Origin of the sequence: Aurantimonas endophytica, assembly GCF_014196845.1 — a bacterium.
Classification (GTDB): Bacteria; Pseudomonadota; Alphaproteobacteria; order Rhizobiales; family Rhizobiaceae; genus Aurantimonas; species Aurantimonas endophytica.
Genome location: NZ_JACIEM010000006.1, coordinates 350,337 through 365,318, shown reverse-complemented (window position 1 = coordinate 365,318; position 14,982 = coordinate 350,337). Strand labels below are relative to the sequence as shown.

The following is a 14,982-nucleotide window of genomic DNA, read 5'->3' as shown; positions in this document are numbered from 1 at the left end:
ACCATGCGTACCCTCCTGGTTCAACGGATAGGTATTATTGGCTCGTCGAAGCCGGGTGCAGGTTCCGTGGAGGTTGTGTGGATGCGGCTGCCTGAGATCTTGGGCGGTCAAGAAGGGACAGTCATGGGGCCTTTCGCAGAGCCCGCCCGCGGCAGGCGGAGTTCGATCGCGAAGCCGGGCACGTCATCGAGGATCACGGCCTCTCCGCCGTGAGCGCGGGCGATGCCGAGGACGACCGAGAGACCGAGGCCGGAGCCGCCGCGTGCACGGGCACGGGACTCGTCGGCGCGCCAGAAGCGTTCGAAGGCGCGCTCCCGCTCCTCGGGCGAGAGGCCGGGCCCCGTGTCCCTGCAACGCAGGACGACATGATCGTCCGCAACGCCGGTTTCCACGCGCACCGTGCTACCCGGTGCGTAGCGCCGACAGTTCTCGAGAATGGCGAGGAGGGCCTGGCGGATCTTTGCCGCGTCGGCCTGCGTCAAGGCTGGCCGAAGCTGGCGCTCGATTCCGATACCCGCCATGATGAGATCGGCTTCGATGGAGGCTAGGACGGTCTCGGCCTCCCGCGCGAGGTCGACGGGGCCGAGCGTCAGCTCGAGCTTGCCGGCGCTGGACAGTGCGAGCGTGCGCAGCTCCTCCACGATCGCTGCCAGGTCGTCCACTTGCGCGATCAATCGCGTGTAGAGCTTTGGGCTCGGTTCGAAGGTGCCATCCAGAAGCCCCTGGAGGCGTCCACGCAGGATGGTGAGCGGTGTGCGCAGCTCATGGGCGATGGACGAATTCGAAAAGGCGAGTTCCGACTCCGCCTTTTCCAGCCGCTCGGCCATGGCGTTGAAGTCGGCGACCAGGCTGTCGCCCTCCTCGAAGGCCGAGGCCGGAGAGACGGCCCGTGCCGAGAAATCGCCCCCCGCAACCCTTCGGGCCGCCGCCCCGACGGACCGCAGCGGTGCGGCGATCGTCTGGGTCAGGCGCCAGCCAACAGCCGTCGCAGCCAGCAGCCCGACGGCCAGGATCAGGCTCAGCACGAGGATCTCACTCGGCTGCCAGACGGCGTCGGGGGCGGCGTCGGGGTAGAGCCAGTCGTAGACGAGACGTAATAGAGCGTCAGGCCGCCGTACATCGCGACGAAGGCGAGGAAGGTCAGGCCCGTGACCGAGCGGACGATGTGGGTGTTGAGCCTAGGCATGGGATCCACTCAGCTTGTAGCCGACGCCGCGCACGCCGGTCAGCACGCCGTCGGCGCCCGCCGCCGCCAGCTTGCGCCGCAATTTGCTGACATGGCTGTCGACGGTCCTGTCCATCGCTTCGCTTTCCGGCAGGCAGGCGTCGATCAGCTCGGAGCGCTCGAATACCCGCCCGGGCGAGGCCGCCATGTGGGCGAGCAGGCGGAACTCGGTGCGGGTGAGTTCCAGGACCGTCGTCTCCTGCTGACCTTCAACGGTCGCGGCATAGGCTTCCGGATCGATGTGGAGAGGGCCGACGCGCAAGGTGCGGCGGGTGCCGCTTCCCGTCGTCCGGCGCAGCACCGCCTTGGCGCGCGCGACGACTTCGAGCGGATTGAACGGCTTCACGACGTAGTCGTCTGCCCCGACGCGGAGGGCCAGGAGCTTGTCCAGGTCCTCTGCCAGGGCGGTCACCATGATCACCGGCGTATCGCCGCGTCGTCGGACCGTGGCCAGAACCTCATAGCCATCCAGTCCCGGCAGCTTGACGTCGAGGATGACGAGGTCCGGCTTGAGGCGAAGATGATGGGCGAGACCCGTCGGGCCGTCGCCCGCTGAAACCGTGCGGAAGCCCTCCCGCACGAAATAGGCCTCGAGGATCTCGGCGATCTCCGGCTCATCCTCGACAATGAGGATCAGTGCGTTTTCCATGGAGGCACTCCGGTGAGGGTTGGCGTCGGGTCGGTGGGCGGCAGGTTCGGGTCATTCGGCGGGCTGCATCGCGGACCGGGTGCGTCGACGGTTGAAGAAGCCGACCATCCCCATGACGACGACGTGGAAAACGGGCACGAAGAACACCGCCAGCATGGTCGCCGATATCATGCCGCCGAAGACGCCGGTGCCGATGGCATGCTGCGTCTCGGAACTGGCGCCCCGCGACAGCATCAGTGGCACGACGCCGAGCGTGAAGGCGAGCGATGTCATCAGGATCGGCCGAAGCCGCAAGCGCGCGGCCTCCGTCACCGCCTCGGGCAAGCTGCGGCCCTGAGCGGCGAGCTGCCGTGCGAACTCCACGATCAGGATGGCGTTCTTGGCGGACAGGCCGATGAGGGTGATCAGCCCGACCTTGAAGAACACGTCGTTCTCCAGCCCGCGCAGGAGGACCGCCGCCACCGCTCCGAGGATGCCGAGTGGCACGACGAGGATGACGGCCAGGGGAATCGCCCAGCTTTCGTAGAGGGCCGCCAGCACCAGGAACACGATCAGGATGGAGACGGCGAGGAGGATCGGTGCCTGCGAGGCCGACTGCTTCTCCTGCAGAGACTGTCCGGTCCATTCCACGGCAAAGCCCTCGGGCAACTCGGCGGCAAGCCGCTCCATCTCCGCCATGGCAACGCCGCTGGACACGCCGGGTGCAGCGCTGCCCGTGATCGAAAGGGCAGGATAGCCGTTGTACCGTTGGAGTTGCAGCGGGCTCTCCTGCCAGACGGGCGTCACCACCTCGGCGAGCGAGACCATGCCGCCGGCATTGTTGCGCACCGTGAGCTTCAGCACGTCCTCGACCTGCATCCGGTAGGGAGCGTCCGCCTGGACGATCACCTGCTGAAGGCGTCCCGCATTCGCGTAATCGTTGACATAGGTCGAGCCAATGGCCGTGGTCAGCGTGTCGGAAAGCATGGCGAACGAGACGCCGAGCGCCTCGGACTTCTGGCGGTCGATCCTGAGCGTGACCGTCGCGCCGCCCGGTAGGCCCTCGGACTGCACCTCTCTCACGAGCCGGCTTTTCCCCGCCAGGTCGATCAGCCTGTCCTGTGCGCCCTTGAGGGCATCAAAGTCCTGGTTGGCACGGGCCTCCAGACGCAGCGAGAAGCCGGACGTGGTGCCGAGCGCCTCGATCGCGGGCGGTTTCATGCTCATGACCGTGCCCTCGGGTACCGAGGCCATGGCGGCGGTCGCGGCCGCGATCTCATCGTCCACGGTGCTGGTGCGCTCGCCCCAGTCCTTCAGGCTGGTGAAAGCCAGGGCGGCGTTGGCGCCCGAACCCGAGAAGCCGAAGCCCAGGATCGAGGTGTTGTCGATCACGTCCGGCCGTGACGCGACGTGACGCTCGAAGAGCGAGACGATCTCGCGGGTGCGCTCGGCCGTCGCCTCGGCCGGCAGCGAGACGGAGGTCATGAAGTTGCCCTGGTCCTCCTCCGGCACGAAGGCGGTGGGCACCTGCGCGTAGCCGTAGGCGAGGACACCGAGAATGGCGGCATAGAGCAACATGACCCGTCCGCCGCGCCGAACCCAGGCGGCGACGATACCGGCATAGCCTGTCGTCAGGCGGTCGAAGCCGCGGTTGAACCAGCCGAAGAAGCCCTTCTTCGCGTGGCCGCCGGGTGTCACGGGTTTCAGCAGGGTGGCGCAGAGCGCGGGCGTCAGCGTCAACGCGAGGAAGGCCGAGAAGAGGATCGGCACCGCCATCGACAGCGTGAACTGTCGATAGATCGCGCCGACCGAGCCGCTCGCCAGTCCCATGGGCACGAACACGGCGACCAGCACCAGCGTGATGCCGACCACCGCGCCGCTGATCTCGCCCATCGCCTTGCGTGTCGCCTCCTTCGGCGACAGACCCTCGCTCGTCATGATGCGCTCGACATTCTCGACCACCACGATCGCGTCGTCGACAATGATGCCGATGGCCAGCACCATGCCGAACATCGTCAGGACGTTGATCGAGGAGCCTGTGGCCAGCATCACCGCGAAGGTGCCGAGGAGGGCGACGGGCGCCACGATGGCCGGGATGATCGTGTAGCGTAGGTTCTGCAGGAACAGCAGCATCACCAGGAAGACCAGGACCATCGCCTCGATCAGCGTGTGGATCACCTTCTCGATGGAGACCTTGACGAAGGGCGCGGTGTCGAAGGTGACGGCGTATTCCATGCCGGCCGGCAGGGAGGGCGCGAGTTCGGCGAGACGGGCGTGGACCGCCTCGGAGGTCCGCACGGCATTCGCCCCCGGCGCCATCTGGATGGCCGCGCCGGTGGCGGTCGCGCCGTTGGAGCGGATCGAGAAGCCGAGGCTCTGGGCGCCGAGCTCGATGCGGGCGACATCGCCCAGCACCAGCTTGGAGCCGTCGGGAGCTGCCCGCAACACGATGGCGGCGAACGCCTCCGGCGTGCCGAGCTGGCCCTCGACGCTGAGCGGGATGCTGACCCTTTGACCGGGAACGGTCGGCTCGTCGCCGACGCGCCCCGGCGCGATCTGGGCATTCTGGGTCGCGATCGCCTGCGTGACGTCGGCCAGCGACAGGGAGTGGGCAAAGAGCTTGGCGGGATCGACCCAGACCCGCATCGCCCGCTCCGAGCCGAAATTCTGCACCTTGCCGACGCCGGGAACGCGCTTCAGTTCCTCGACGAGGTTGCGGGACATGGCGTCGCCGAGCGCCAGGGCGTCGTAGCGGCCGTCCGGCGACTTCAGGGTCACCAGCATGAGGAAGCCGGACTCGGCCGCTTCGACCGACAGGCCGGCACGACGGACGGCTTCCGGCAGGCGAGCTTCCGCGGACTTGATGCGGTTCTGGACGTCGATCTGGGCGGTCTCGGGATCCGTGCCCGGACGGAACGTCACGGTGATCGAGGCGCTGCCCGTCGTGTCGGCCGTGGACTCAAAGTAGAGAACGTTCTTGACGCCCGAGAGCTCGCGCTCGATCGGGGTGATGACGCTGTCCTCGATCGTCTTCGGGGAGGCGCCGGTATAGGACGCGGTGATGCCGATGCTCGGCGGCGCGATCGTGGGAAAGCGCGACACGGGCAGTTGCGGAAGCGCCCCCAGGCCGGCCAGCGCGATGAAGATCGCGATGACCCAGGCGAAGATCGGGCGGTCGATGAAGAAACGCGACATGAATCCGGGCTCCGGGATCAGGTTCGGGGCTGCGACGCGACGAAGGGCACCGCCGTCAGCGTGACGCCGTCGGCCACCCTGTCCTGCCCGAGCACCACGACGCTCTCGCCGGCCTTAAGGCCGGATGCGACGATGGTGCGTCCCTTCACCGTTTCCCCGAGCGTGACGTCGCGTCTGGCACCCTGTCCGTCTGCGTCCAGCACCACGAGCTGCGGCCCGCCGCCCGGATCGCGAACCACCGCCTCCTGCGGCACCAGGATCGCGTCGCGCCGGATGCCGCGCGGCAGCCGGGCCCGCACATACATGCCCGGCAGGAGCAGACGCTCGGGATTGCTCACCTCGACGCGCACGGTGACGTTGCCGGTGCTCGGATCGACGGAAGTATCGAAGAAGAGTGCACGCCCCGCATGGGGATAGGGCTTGCCGCTCGCCATGACGATCGGCACCGGAACCGCTGAGGCGTCCTCCAGAGCGCCGCTCGCGGCCAACGCGTTCAGCGTGTCGATCTGCGAGGCCGGCTGGCGCAAGTCGACATAGATGCGGTCGATCTGCTGCACGTTGGCGAGCGCGCTCGTGCTGGAGGTCGATACCAGGGCGCCCTCGCTTGCCAGCGCAAGGCCGACCTGTCCGGCAATGGGCGAGCGCACGGTGGCGAGGTCGAGGTCGACCTGACGACGGCGCAGCGTCGCCGCAGCTTCCGCGACGCCGGCATCGGCTTGAGCGACGTCGGCGGCGGCCGCTTCGCTGGATGCGCGGCTGGCGGTGTTGCGTTCGACCAGCGCCCTGGCGCGCTCGAACTTCTCGTTGGCGTTCCGAAGAATCGCCTCGGCCCTTTGGAGTGCGGCGGCGGCGATGGCGACGTCGGCCTCGAACGGCGCCGGATTGATCCGGAACAAGGGCTGGTCCACGGCCACCTCGGCGCCGTCCTCGAACAGGCGCTTCTCGATGATGCCGCCGACCTGCGGCCGGATCTCCGCCGTGCGGAAGGCCGCGACCCGCCCCGGAAGCTCGTCGAACAGGGTGATCGTCTCCGACCTCGCCTCGATGACGGACACCTCGGCCGTGGCGGGGCCGGCGGCCTCGTCGCCAGGTGATGCCGCGCCCTTGCCGCAGGCCGCGAGCGGCAAGGCGAGGAGGATCATCGAGAGCGTCTTGCAGCGAGAGAGCTTGGGCATGGGTCACGGTCCAGATCGCCTTCGCATGGCGCGGGAAGGCTTCGGATCGTGATCTCAGGCTCGAGCGTGCACGGAGTGTCGGCGTTTTGTGGAGATCATGTGCAGCTGGGCTTCGAGACGCGGCCAAACGAGCGATGCTCGCCTCTCCAGCTCCGGATCGCCCGCCTGCGTGGCGTCGCTCGGCCCCCTTTAGACTTTCTCGGCCCACTCACATGGCGACGATCCTGTCCGAAGAGTGTCGACCCTTCCCGGACCCTCTAACCTTTGGTCAGGCGTGGCTCGCCTTTCTCAAATGAACGACGGCTCGAGCGAGACGGCGGCATAGCGAAGCTTTTCCAGATAGTCGGCGTGATTGCGGAGCGCATCCGCCTTCGGGGCGACCAGGCACAGGGTCGCGGCGGCCGTCCTGTCCGGGCGCAGAACCGGCACGGCGAAGCAATGGGTGTAGCTGTCGACGATGGAATCGAAGGTGAAGTGGCCGTCCGCCAGAGCTCGGTGCGACTGCTCGGCGAAATCCGCCGGGTCAAGCCAGTCACCGGAAGGAAGCTGAAAGTCGGCCTCTGGAACGAGCTCGCGGATCTCCCTCTCGCTCATATGGCCGAGCAGCAGTCGGCCCGATGCCGTCCAGGGAATGGGCGTCCGCTCGCCTACGCTGGAGGAGATGCGGAACGGCCGGGAGCCCTCCCGCATCATGGCGACGGTATATTTGTTGCCGTCGAGAACGCAGAACTGGGCGGTTTCCTGCGTTTCCATGGCGAGGCGGTCGAGCACCGCGCCCACCCGGCTCGGCAGGTCGGAATGGTGCCCATAGGCCTGCCCGTACAGAAACAGGCGCCGGCCGAGGAAGACCCGCCCTTCCGCGTCCGCAGCCTCCAGAACATCGAGCTTCACAAGGGCAGCGACGATCTCGTAGATCGTGGATCGCGGCGCCCCCATGGCATTGGCGATCTCGTTGGGGCGCAGGGGGCGTCCCGCCTCGCGCAGGGCGTCGAGGATGTCGAAGGCCCGATCGAGCCCACGGGCGCGCCGATTGACCGTCTCCTCCACGCGCTTGTCCATCCTCGTCTCCGGTGCTCGGTTCCGGCGGTTATTTCCGCTTGAACGCCACGCAGTCAATCTCGACCTTGCAGTCTACCATCATGGAAGACTGGACGCAGGCGCGGGCCGGTGGGGCGGCGCCGAAATACTCGGCATAGACGCCGTTGAAGCTCCAGAAGTCGCGCGGGTCGTCCAGCCAGACACCGACGCGCACCACGTCTTCGAGCGCGTATCCGGCCTCGGTCAGCACGGCGATGACGTTCTGCATGGTCTTGTGCGTCTGCTGCACGATGCCGCCCGGCATGATCTCGCCGTTCTCCATCGGCACCTGGCCGGAAACGTAGAGCCAGCCATCGGCTTCCACTGCGCGGGCAAATGGCAGCGGCTTGCCGCCGGCCCCGGTCTCTCCGGCTCCGTAGCGTTTGAGGGTCATGCTTGTTTGTCCTGTTCTGTCAGTTGAAGCGGGAGGATTGAAGGAATGCCGCAAGACGCTCGGTCTTGGGCGAGACGAACATTTCGCGCGGGTCGCCCTCCTCGCCGATGCGTCCGCCGTTCATGAAGATGACGCGGCTCGACACCTCGAAGGCGAAGCGCATCTCGTGGGTGACCAGAAGCATGGTCATGCCGTCCTGGGCGAGCGAGCGCACGACCTGAAGCACTTCGGAGACCAGTTCGGGATCAAGCGCGGAGGTCACTTCGTCGAACAGCATCAGGCGCGGGCTCATGGCGATGGCGCGCGCGATCGCGACGCGCTGCTGCTGCCCGCCCGAGAGCTTGGAAGGGTATTGGTCCTTGCGCTGAAGCAGACCCACACGGTCGAGCCAGGTCTCGCCGAGCGCGCGGGCCTCTTCGCGGCCCATGCGACGCACCAGCGTCAGGCCCAGCGTGACGTTCTCCAGCGCCGTCATGTGCGGAAACAGATTGAACTGCTGGAAGGCCATGCCGGTGAGCGCGCGCTGGCGTGCGATCTCCCGATCGCTCTTGCGCCGGCGTTGCCCGCCCGTCGTGGTGAATCCGATCTCTTCGCCGTCGATGCGGATCGTGCCGCCCTCGAACTCCTCCAGCATGTTGACGCAGCGCAGCATGGTGGTCTTGCCCGATCCGGACGAGCCGATGATCGAAATCACCTCCCCGGGGCGGACGTCGCAGTCGACGCCCTTCAACACCTCAAGGCGGCCGTAGCTCTTTCGCAGGTCGCGGATCTCCAGAAGGTTCGCGGTCATGGGAGGGCTTTCACGCAATGCTCACGCGGCGCTCGACATATCGGCCGAACCGCTCGATGGCGTAGTTGACGATGAAGTAGAGAAGGCCGGCGAGAAGGTAGAACTCGAGGCTGTGGAAGGCCCGGCTGATGACCTCCTGCGTGCGCAGGAGAAGTTCAGCAACGCCGATGACCGACAGAAGCGTTGAAGCCTTCACCATTTCGGCCGCCGTGTTGATGAGCGGCGGCAGAGCGATCCGCAGTGCCTGCGGTCCCAGCACATAGCGAAAGCTTTGCCCGAAGGTGAGGCCGATCGCCTTGGCCGCTTCGCCCTGCCCGGTGTGAATGGCCTGCAGCGCGCCCCGCGTGATCTCGCCGACATGCGAGGCGCAGAACAGGGTCAGCGCGAGCACCCCGGCCTGGAAAGCCGACAGATCGAGCCCGACGGTGCCGAGAATGTAAAAGCTGGCGAGGATCAGCACCAGAACGGGCGTACCGCGGATCACGTCGGTGTAGATGCGCGCCAGAAACCGCACGATGCGGTTGCCGTAGGCAAGAGCCAAGCCGAGGACGGTGCCGAGCACCGTTCCGCCGAGAATGGCCAGAAAGGAGATCGCGACGGTGGTTCCAAGGCCGTAGAGCAGCGGCCAGCGGGCGAGCCAGACGATCTCGAGGAAGGTGGGAGGTGCGTTCACAGGCCTTACCTCGAAGTGGCGAGCCGCGCTTCGATGCGGCGCAGAAGGGCGGCGAGGATCGAGCAGGTCGCGATGTAAAGGGCGCTCGCGACTATCCATGTCTCGACCACGCGAAAGGTCTCCACGTTGATCTTGCGCGCCTCGAAGGTGAGTTCGGGCACGGCGATCGCGGCCGCGAGGGAGGTGTCCTTGAACAGGCCGATGAAGGTGCTGCCCAGCGCCGGCAGAACGGCGCGGAACATCACGGGCAGGATGATGCGGCGCCGGATCTGCCCTTCCGTCAAGCCAATGGCCAGCCCCGCCTCGCGCAGGCCCTTCGGCACGCTGAGGAGGCCGCCGCGAAACACTTCGGCCAGATAGGCCGCCGAATAAAGGGCGAGCGCCAGCACGAAGGAGTTCTCCTTCGACAGCCGCAGGCCGAGCTGGGGCAGCGCGAAGAAGGAAAACAGGACGATCACCAGCAGCGGCAGGTTCCGGAAGAGGGTGACGTAGGCGTTGGCGGGGATCGACAGAAGCCGCATGGGGCCGACCCGGCAGAATGCGAGAACCAGACCGAACGCGCAGCCGATCCCGATCGCCACGACGGCGAGATAGAGGCTGAGGCCGAGCCCCCAGAGAAGGTCGTCGAAGTTCCGCCAGACGGCGTCGAAATTCAGGGTGTATCCCATCGGGTCGCTCGCGTGGCGGGGAGGATCGGGGCGGTCCGACGGGAAGGCCGGACCGCCGGTTCGGGCGCCTACTTGAACTCGACCGGGAAACCGATCGCAGGCGGCGACAAGTCCTCGCCGAACCATTCCTTGAAGGAGGCGGCGTAGCTGTCGAACTCGACGCCCGTCATGGCTTCGTGAAGCGCGGTGTTGACGAAGTTCAGCCAGTCCTGATCGCCCTTGGCGACGGCGCAGGCATAGGATTGCGGGCTCCAGCCGTAGCCGGCGTCGCGGAACTGGCCGGGGTTCTGCTTGACGTACCAGGCGATCGACGACTGGTCGGTCGCGGCGGCATCGGCGCGGCCCGACTGCAGCGCCTGGTAGAGAAGATCCTGCGACTCGTATTGATCGACGCTCGCCTCGGGGAGCGCCTTGTGGACGAGCTCTTCGGCATAGACGTTCTGGAGCACGGCGATCGTCACCGAGGAGCCGGCCTCCTTCAGCGCATCATAGTCGGCGTAGTCGCCGCCTTCGCGAAGCAGCAGGCCGACACCTTCGCGGTAGTAGGGAATGGTGAAATTGACCTGCTGCGCGCGCTCGCCGGTCACGGTCATGAACTGGCAGGTCATGTCGACCTTGCCGGTGGTGATGTTGGGAATGCGCGCATCCGAAGACTGGTTGACGAACTCGACCCGCTCGGGATCGCCGAACAGCGCCTTGGCGACGATCTTGGCCATGTCGACGTCGAAGCCCTGCAGCGTGTCGGAGGCGTCCTTGAAGTGCCAGGGCGCGTTGGTCGAGCCGGTGCCGACCACGAGGGTGCCGCGCGCCAGAACGTCGTCGAGTTTGGCCGCCGAGGCGGCTCCGGGAAGAGCGGCGACGGACGCGGTCGCCAAGAGCCCGAGCATTACTGCCTTCACATCCATTGCCATACCTTTCCATATGTCTGTTACAACGTACATTTGACCGCGACAGCGGATTGCCTTATAAATCGCCATGCCTCGATCGTTGTCAACAGGCATTTCGGAGGGACCATGGAAGGCGAGTTCGAAACCCCGGCGGTCGTGATCGATCTCGCGGTCGCGCTTCGAAACATCGAGCGCGCGCAGGCGCATCTGGCGGCACAAGGACTGGCCGTGCGCCCGCACATCAAGACCCACAAGCTCGCGCGGTTGGCCGAAGCGCAGATCGCCGCGGGCGCCGTCGGCATCACTTGCCAGAAGATCGGAGAGGTCGAGGCGCTTCTGGACGAAGCGCCTTCGATCGCGGATGTGCTGCTGACCTATCCGATCCTCGGCAGATCCAAGCTCGCGCGACTGGTGGCGCTCGCGCGGCGCGTGCGCCTTTCCGTTGTTGCCGACAGTCGCGCGGTGGTGGACGGGCTATCAGATGGTTTTGCGGGCGAGCCTTCGCCGCTGCGGGTGCTGGTAGAGTGCGACACGGGCGGGAGCCGCTGCGGCGTCCAGTCGCCGGGCGATGCCGCGGCTCTGGCACGCCATATCGACGCGGCTCCCGGCCTGGTGTTCGGCGGGTTGATGACCTATCCGGCGGCTGGCCGGCAGGCGGCCGCCAGCGCGTTTCTCGCCGAGGCCAAGGCCGCGATCGAAGGCGCTGGCCTTGCGGTGCCGGTGGTTTCGTCCGGCGGCACACCCGACCTTTGGCGGATGCGTGCCGATGGCGTCGTCACCGAGTACCGGCCCGGCACCTATATCTACAACGACCGTTCGCTGCTGGCCCGCGATGTGGCCACCCAAGCGGACTGCGCATTGCGGGTCGTCGCGACCGTGGTGTCGAAGCCGACGCCCGAGCGGGCGATCATCGACGCAGGAACCAAGGTCCTGACATCCGACCTCCTCGGGCTTGAAGGCTACGGCATGGTGATGGGCCTGCCGGAGGTGGTCATCGATCAACTGTCCGAGGAGCACGGACGCTTGACCAGCAAGCACGCCATTCCGCTCGAGGTCGGCGACAAGGTGGAGATCATTCCCAACCATGCTTGTGTTGTCACCAACATGATGGATGCTGTTCAGGTTCGCATGCCAAACGATACGCTCGAGGTCTGGCATGTCACGGCTCGCGGGCGTGTGACGTGAAACCGTGGCCTTGCCTGTCCACCCGGTTCGCAAGCGCAGATGAAGATCGGCTTTCTACTATTTGAAGCGTTCCACAACGCTGTGTCTGGCGACGTGATCATACCGAGGCAGCTCCTGCCATGTGGCAAAGCCCTCTCGGGGCCGGGAGCGGACGGTCGGCTTCCGGGCATCGCAGTCCGAAAGCTGCGATTCAGCTTCCGCCCCACAGCCGCCGTTCCCCGGTAGTGATGGGTTGTCTCAAAGCCGGACGCTCTCGAAGGTTCGGGTGATGCTTCGGTGGCGCCTTGCGTCACTGCATCATGTCGATCACAACCTTGCCGAACGGACCGCGCGTGAGATGCTCGAAAGCGGCGGGCAATTCGGCGAGCGGATAGCGCGCATCCACGACCGGCCGGACGCCGGCTCGGTCGACAGCCCGCACCAGGCGCTCCAGCGCCCGGCGGCTGCCGGTGCCGATGCCGTGAATGGTGATGTTCTTCAGCATCAGGGGCATGGCAGGGGAACTGAACTCGAAGCCGTCGAGAGCGCCGATCTGGCAGACATGGCCGCCGACGGCAGCGAGTTCGACGGATTTGCCGAGATGCGCCCCGCCGATCACCTCCAGCACGATGTCGGCGCCGCGATCGCCGGTGATCCGATAGACCGCCTCCATCCAGTCTTCCGCATCGGTATCCACGAAGTGATCGGCGCCGAGTGCGCGCACCCGCGCCGCGTTAGCGGGTTGGCCGCAGACGATGACCTCGGCACCGCTCGCTTTGGCGATCTGAAGACCAAACAGCGCGACGCCGCCGGTGCTGGGGATGAGAACGGTGTCGCCGGCGCGCACTCCGGCGCTTTCCACAAGCGCAGACCAGGCTGTCAGCCCCGCCACCGGCAATGTTGCCGCCTGCCAGGGTTCGAGGATCGCCGGCGCCTTGACGAACCACAGCTCCGGCATCGCGACATATTCCGAGAGGACACCCGGGTAATACCCGCCGAGCGTCTGGTAGGCGGGAGTGCGGGCGGTGCCGGGACGAAGGCCGTCGATCCAGTCCGGCGTCGGCGTTGACACGACCCATTCGCCGACGGCGAAGCGGCTGGTTCCCTCGCCGAGGGCGACGACTTCACCGGCAAGATCTGAACCCGGCGTGAAGGGGAACCGAAGCGGCAGACCGCGGCCGCTCTCCACCACCATCTTGTCACGGTAGTTCAGCGCCACGGCCGCCGCCCGTACCAGGATCTCCCCCTTGCCGGGGGTCGGCATCGGACGGTCGCGCAGTTGCAGGTGGTCGAGCCCGATCGCATCGATCTCCCAGCGCCGCATGTTGGTCATCGCTCATAGCCTCTCTTGCCGGAGCCGGAGGCCGCCCGATCGATCGGTGCGCTCCGGTGTCGAGGGCAATGTGCGCCCTGGCATTGTAGGAGAGAATGGTGTTTATCCGACATCATTCGTTGCGCTGGAAGTGTACAATGACGCCCGTCGAGTTCGCCGAGCTGCGCGCCTTCTCGCTGGTGGCAGAGGAGCGGAGCTTTCGCCGCGCCGCCAAACGGCTCGGCCTATCGCCCTCGGCCCTCAGCCGCACCATTCGGTCGCTGGAGGAGCGGCTGGGCGTCCGGCTGCTCAATCGAACGACGCGCAGCGTCGCGCCCACGGAGGCGGGCCAGGGCCTCTACGCGCGCATCGAGCCCACCTTGGCGGAAATGGATGCGGCCCTCCGCGAGACCGGTGCCTTCCAGGCGCAAGCCAAAGGCCTCGTGCGGATCAACCTGCCGAGCATTGCGGCCCGGCTTGTGGTGATGCCGCGCCTTGGTGCCTTCGCTGCCGCCTTTCCAGGTGTCGAACTTGACCTCGTGATCGACAACGAAATCACCGATATCGTCGCGAAGGGCTTCGACGCCGGCGTGCGTATCGGCGGCCAGGTGCACCGGGACATGCTCGCGGTGCGTCTCACCCCGGACCTTCGTACGGCCGTGGTCGGCTCACCGGCCTATTTCGCCGCGCACCCGTCGCCGGTGACCCCGCAGGACCTTTCCCGTAACCGCTGCCTCAGCTACCGCTGGGGCGGAAGCGGCGCCCTTCTGCCGTGGCGCTTCGCGGGGGACGGCAGGCGCGCCGCGACGGTCATGACCGGCAACGTTCTCACCACCAACGATACCGATCTCCTTATCGCGGGTGCGCTTCAAGGAATGGGCCTCGCCTTCCTTCTCGAAGATTTCGTCGCGCCCCATCTCGAACGCGGTGAACTGGTTCGGGTTCTGGCGGGTCACGACGAGCCGCTGCCGGGGTTCCACCTCTATTATTCCAGCCGAACGCGGATGCCGGCGGCGCTACGCGCCTTCATCGATTTCATGAAGCTTGTTGCTTATCCCGGCTCGAACGGCACGGGGAACGGTGGAGGCCGACAGTCTCAAACCACGTCCCCCAATCCGTGAGTGGCCGAGCCCGCTTGGGTCCTTGCAGGCACTAAGCACCAACAGTTCATGGAACTGGTCGCCTGGAAACAGGACCGGCTGCAAACCACGCTCTACCCGAATTGAAACCGAGATCCGGGGATGACCGGCAGAGATCCGGCACGCCAGATCCCATCCTCGACCGGCTCGAACCTTTCCTGCGCGGGAAGCATAAGCTCATTAGCCAGAAGCCCAAGCTTGCCGAAGCCATTCCCAGTCGCTCAGCCGACCCAATCATGCAGCGATGCGAATACCGGCTGGAGTGCCAGTCCCTTGCCGGTAAGCAGGTATTCTACCTTGGGAGGCACTTGAGAGTGGACGATCCTGTGCACGATGCCATCCTCTTCCAGTTCGCGGAGGTGCTGCGTCAGCATCTTCTGCGTAACCCCTGGTATCGCGCGCTCCAGCTCGGAAAACCGCAGCGTACCGTTTCGGTGAAGACTGGCCAGAATCGGTAGCTTCCATTTGCCGTCGATACAGCGGATGGCGGCGCGGAGACGTTCCGCGCATTGATCTTGGCCAGCGAGCTGATCGCTCATCCAGTTCACCTTCCTTCTGTCGCCATTGAGCGACCAGCGCACTCAAAAGTGCGTAATTCCCATGTTTTCCTGGCAGACCTAGACTGGTCCTTGGCGATGTGGAGCAAGGATTGAAA

Annotated in this window: 15 protein-coding genes; 2 read left to right on the top strand and 13 right to left on the bottom strand. The window is 66.2% G+C overall.

The window, feature by feature from the left end:
• Window positions 1–107: 107 nt before the first annotated feature.
• From GGR03_RS22120 to GGR03_RS22075, 11 genes are all read right to left on the bottom strand, one after another.
• A complete protein-coding gene (locus GGR03_RS22120) occupies window positions 108–1,025 on the bottom strand; it encodes an ATP-binding protein (protein ID WP_252920331.1) in 918 nt (305 codons plus the stop codon).
• Complete coding sequence (locus tag GGR03_RS24510; RefSeq protein WP_246368394.1) at window positions 1,019–1,186, bottom strand: hypothetical protein; 168 nt, start codon at window positions 1,184–1,186, stop codon at window positions 1,019–1,021. Before GGR03_RS24510 ends, GGR03_RS22120 begins: the two co-directional genes overlap by 7 nt.
• Window positions 1,179–1,874: a response regulator gene (locus GGR03_RS22115; RefSeq protein ID WP_183210950.1), complete on the bottom strand. Its 696-nt coding sequence runs from the start codon at window positions 1,872–1,874 to the stop codon at window positions 1,179–1,181. The genes GGR03_RS24510 and GGR03_RS22115 overlap by 8 nt, the downstream gene beginning before the upstream one ends.
• A gap of 51 nt (window positions 1,875–1,925) precedes the next feature.
• Entirely contained in the window at window positions 1,926–5,048 is a 3,123-nt protein-coding gene (locus GGR03_RS22110) for a multidrug efflux RND transporter permease subunit (protein ID WP_183210949.1), read from the bottom strand.
• Window positions 5,049–5,065: 17 nt separating this feature from the next.
• Window positions 5,066–6,223 carry an efflux RND transporter periplasmic adaptor subunit gene (locus GGR03_RS22105; protein ID WP_183210948.1) on the bottom strand — a complete coding sequence of 386 codons (1,158 nt, stop codon included), beginning with the start codon at window positions 6,221–6,223 and terminating at the stop codon, window positions 5,066–5,068.
• Window positions 6,224–6,511: 288 nt separating this feature from the next.
• A complete protein-coding gene (locus GGR03_RS22100; RefSeq protein WP_183210947.1) occupies window positions 6,512–7,282 on the bottom strand; it encodes an IclR family transcriptional regulator in 771 nt (256 codons plus the stop codon).
• Window positions 7,283–7,310: 28 nt separating this feature from the next.
• Entirely contained in the window at window positions 7,311–7,694 is a 384-nt protein-coding gene (locus GGR03_RS22095; RefSeq protein WP_183210946.1) for a RidA family protein, read from the bottom strand.
• A 19-nt stretch (window positions 7,695–7,713) separates the two neighbouring features.
• Window positions 7,714–8,484, bottom strand: a complete 771-nt coding sequence (locus GGR03_RS22090) for an amino acid ABC transporter ATP-binding protein (protein WP_183210945.1) — start codon at window positions 8,482–8,484, stop codon at window positions 7,714–7,716.
• Window positions 8,485–8,494: 10 nt separating this feature from the next.
• Window positions 8,495–9,157, bottom strand: coding sequence for an ABC transporter permease subunit (locus GGR03_RS22085; protein WP_252920332.1), 663 nt, complete (start codon window positions 9,155–9,157; stop codon window positions 8,495–8,497).
• 5 nt (window positions 9,158–9,162) lie between these two features.
• Window positions 9,163–9,825 carry an amino acid ABC transporter permease gene (locus tag GGR03_RS22080; RefSeq protein WP_183210943.1) on the bottom strand — a complete coding sequence of 221 codons (663 nt, stop codon included), beginning with the start codon at window positions 9,823–9,825 and terminating at the stop codon, window positions 9,163–9,165.
• A 68-nt stretch (window positions 9,826–9,893) separates the two neighbouring features.
• A complete protein-coding gene (locus tag GGR03_RS22075; protein WP_425486734.1) occupies window positions 9,894–10,712 on the bottom strand; it encodes a transporter substrate-binding protein in 819 nt (272 codons plus the stop codon).
• Between the two features lie 126 nt (window positions 10,713–10,838).
• Between GGR03_RS22075 and GGR03_RS22070 the strand changes: the two genes are divergently transcribed.
• Entirely contained in the window at window positions 10,839–11,897 is a 1,059-nt protein-coding gene (locus GGR03_RS22070) for an alanine racemase (RefSeq protein ID WP_183210941.1), read from the top strand.
• Window positions 11,898–12,186: 289 nt separating this feature from the next.
• Here GGR03_RS22070 and GGR03_RS22065 read toward each other — a convergent pair whose 3' ends face one another.
• The gene (locus GGR03_RS22065; protein WP_183210940.1) at window positions 12,187–13,209 is read right to left on the bottom strand and encodes a zinc-dependent alcohol dehydrogenase family protein; all 1,023 of its coding nucleotides are present in this window, start codon (window positions 13,207–13,209) and stop codon (window positions 12,187–12,189) included.
• A gap of 137 nt (window positions 13,210–13,346) precedes the next feature.
• Here GGR03_RS22065 and GGR03_RS22060 point away from each other — a divergent pair, with 137 nt between their 5' ends.
• Window positions 13,347–14,309, top strand: coding sequence for a LysR family transcriptional regulator (locus tag GGR03_RS22060; RefSeq protein ID WP_183210939.1), 963 nt, complete (start codon window positions 13,347–13,349; stop codon window positions 14,307–14,309).
• Window positions 14,310–14,548: 239 nt separating this feature from the next.
• On the opposite strand, the gene GGR03_RS22055 is transcribed toward GGR03_RS22060, so the two are convergent.
• A complete protein-coding gene (locus GGR03_RS22055) occupies window positions 14,549–14,866 on the bottom strand; it encodes a winged helix-turn-helix transcriptional regulator (RefSeq protein WP_183210938.1) in 318 nt (105 codons plus the stop codon).
• Window positions 14,867–14,982 lie beyond the last annotated feature (116 nt).

What these genes read in the sequence shown, in the direction of transcription:
- GGR03_RS22115 (WP_183210950.1), bottom strand. Translation starts at nt 1,874, where the DNA reads ATGGAAAACGCACTGATCCTCATTGTCGAGGATGAGCCGGAGATCGCC.
- GGR03_RS22090 (WP_183210945.1), bottom strand. Translation starts at nt 8,484, where the DNA reads ATGACCGCGAACCTTCTGGAGATCCGCGACCTGCGAAAGAGCTACGGC.
- GGR03_RS22075 (WP_425486734.1), bottom strand. Translation starts at nt 10,712, where the DNA reads ATGCTCGGGCTCTTGGCGACCGCGTCCGTCGCCGCTCTTCCCGGAGCC.
- GGR03_RS22070 (WP_183210941.1), top strand. Translation starts at nt 10,839, where the DNA reads ATGGAAGGCGAGTTCGAAACCCCGGCGGTCGTGATCGATCTCGCGGTC.
- GGR03_RS22105 (WP_183210948.1), bottom strand. Translation starts at nt 6,223, where the DNA reads ATGCCCAAGCTCTCTCGCTGCAAGACGCTCTCGATGATCCTCCTCGCC.
- GGR03_RS22065 (WP_183210940.1), bottom strand. Translation starts at nt 13,209, where the DNA reads ATGACCAACATGCGGCGCTGGGAGATCGATGCGATCGGGCTCGACCAC.
- GGR03_RS22100 (WP_183210947.1), bottom strand. Translation starts at nt 7,282, where the DNA reads ATGGACAAGCGCGTGGAGGAGACGGTCAATCGGCGCGCCCGTGGGCTC.
- GGR03_RS22095 (WP_183210946.1), bottom strand. Translation starts at nt 7,694, where the DNA reads ATGACCCTCAAACGCTACGGAGCCGGAGAGACCGGGGCCGGCGGCAAG.
- GGR03_RS24510 (WP_246368394.1), bottom strand. Translation starts at nt 1,186, where the DNA reads ATGCCTAGGCTCAACACCCACATCGTCCGCTCGGTCACGGGCCTGACC.
- GGR03_RS22080 (WP_183210943.1), bottom strand. Translation starts at nt 9,825, where the DNA reads ATGGGATACACCCTGAATTTCGACGCCGTCTGGCGGAACTTCGACGAC.
- GGR03_RS22060 (WP_183210939.1), top strand. Translation starts at nt 13,347, where the DNA reads ATGACGCCCGTCGAGTTCGCCGAGCTGCGCGCCTTCTCGCTGGTGGCA.
- GGR03_RS22110 (WP_183210949.1), bottom strand. Translation starts at nt 5,048, where the DNA reads ATGTCGCGTTTCTTCATCGACCGCCCGATCTTCGCCTGGGTCATCGCG.
- GGR03_RS22055 (WP_183210938.1), bottom strand. Translation starts at nt 14,866, where the DNA reads ATGAGCGATCAGCTCGCTGGCCAAGATCAATGCGCGGAACGTCTCCGC.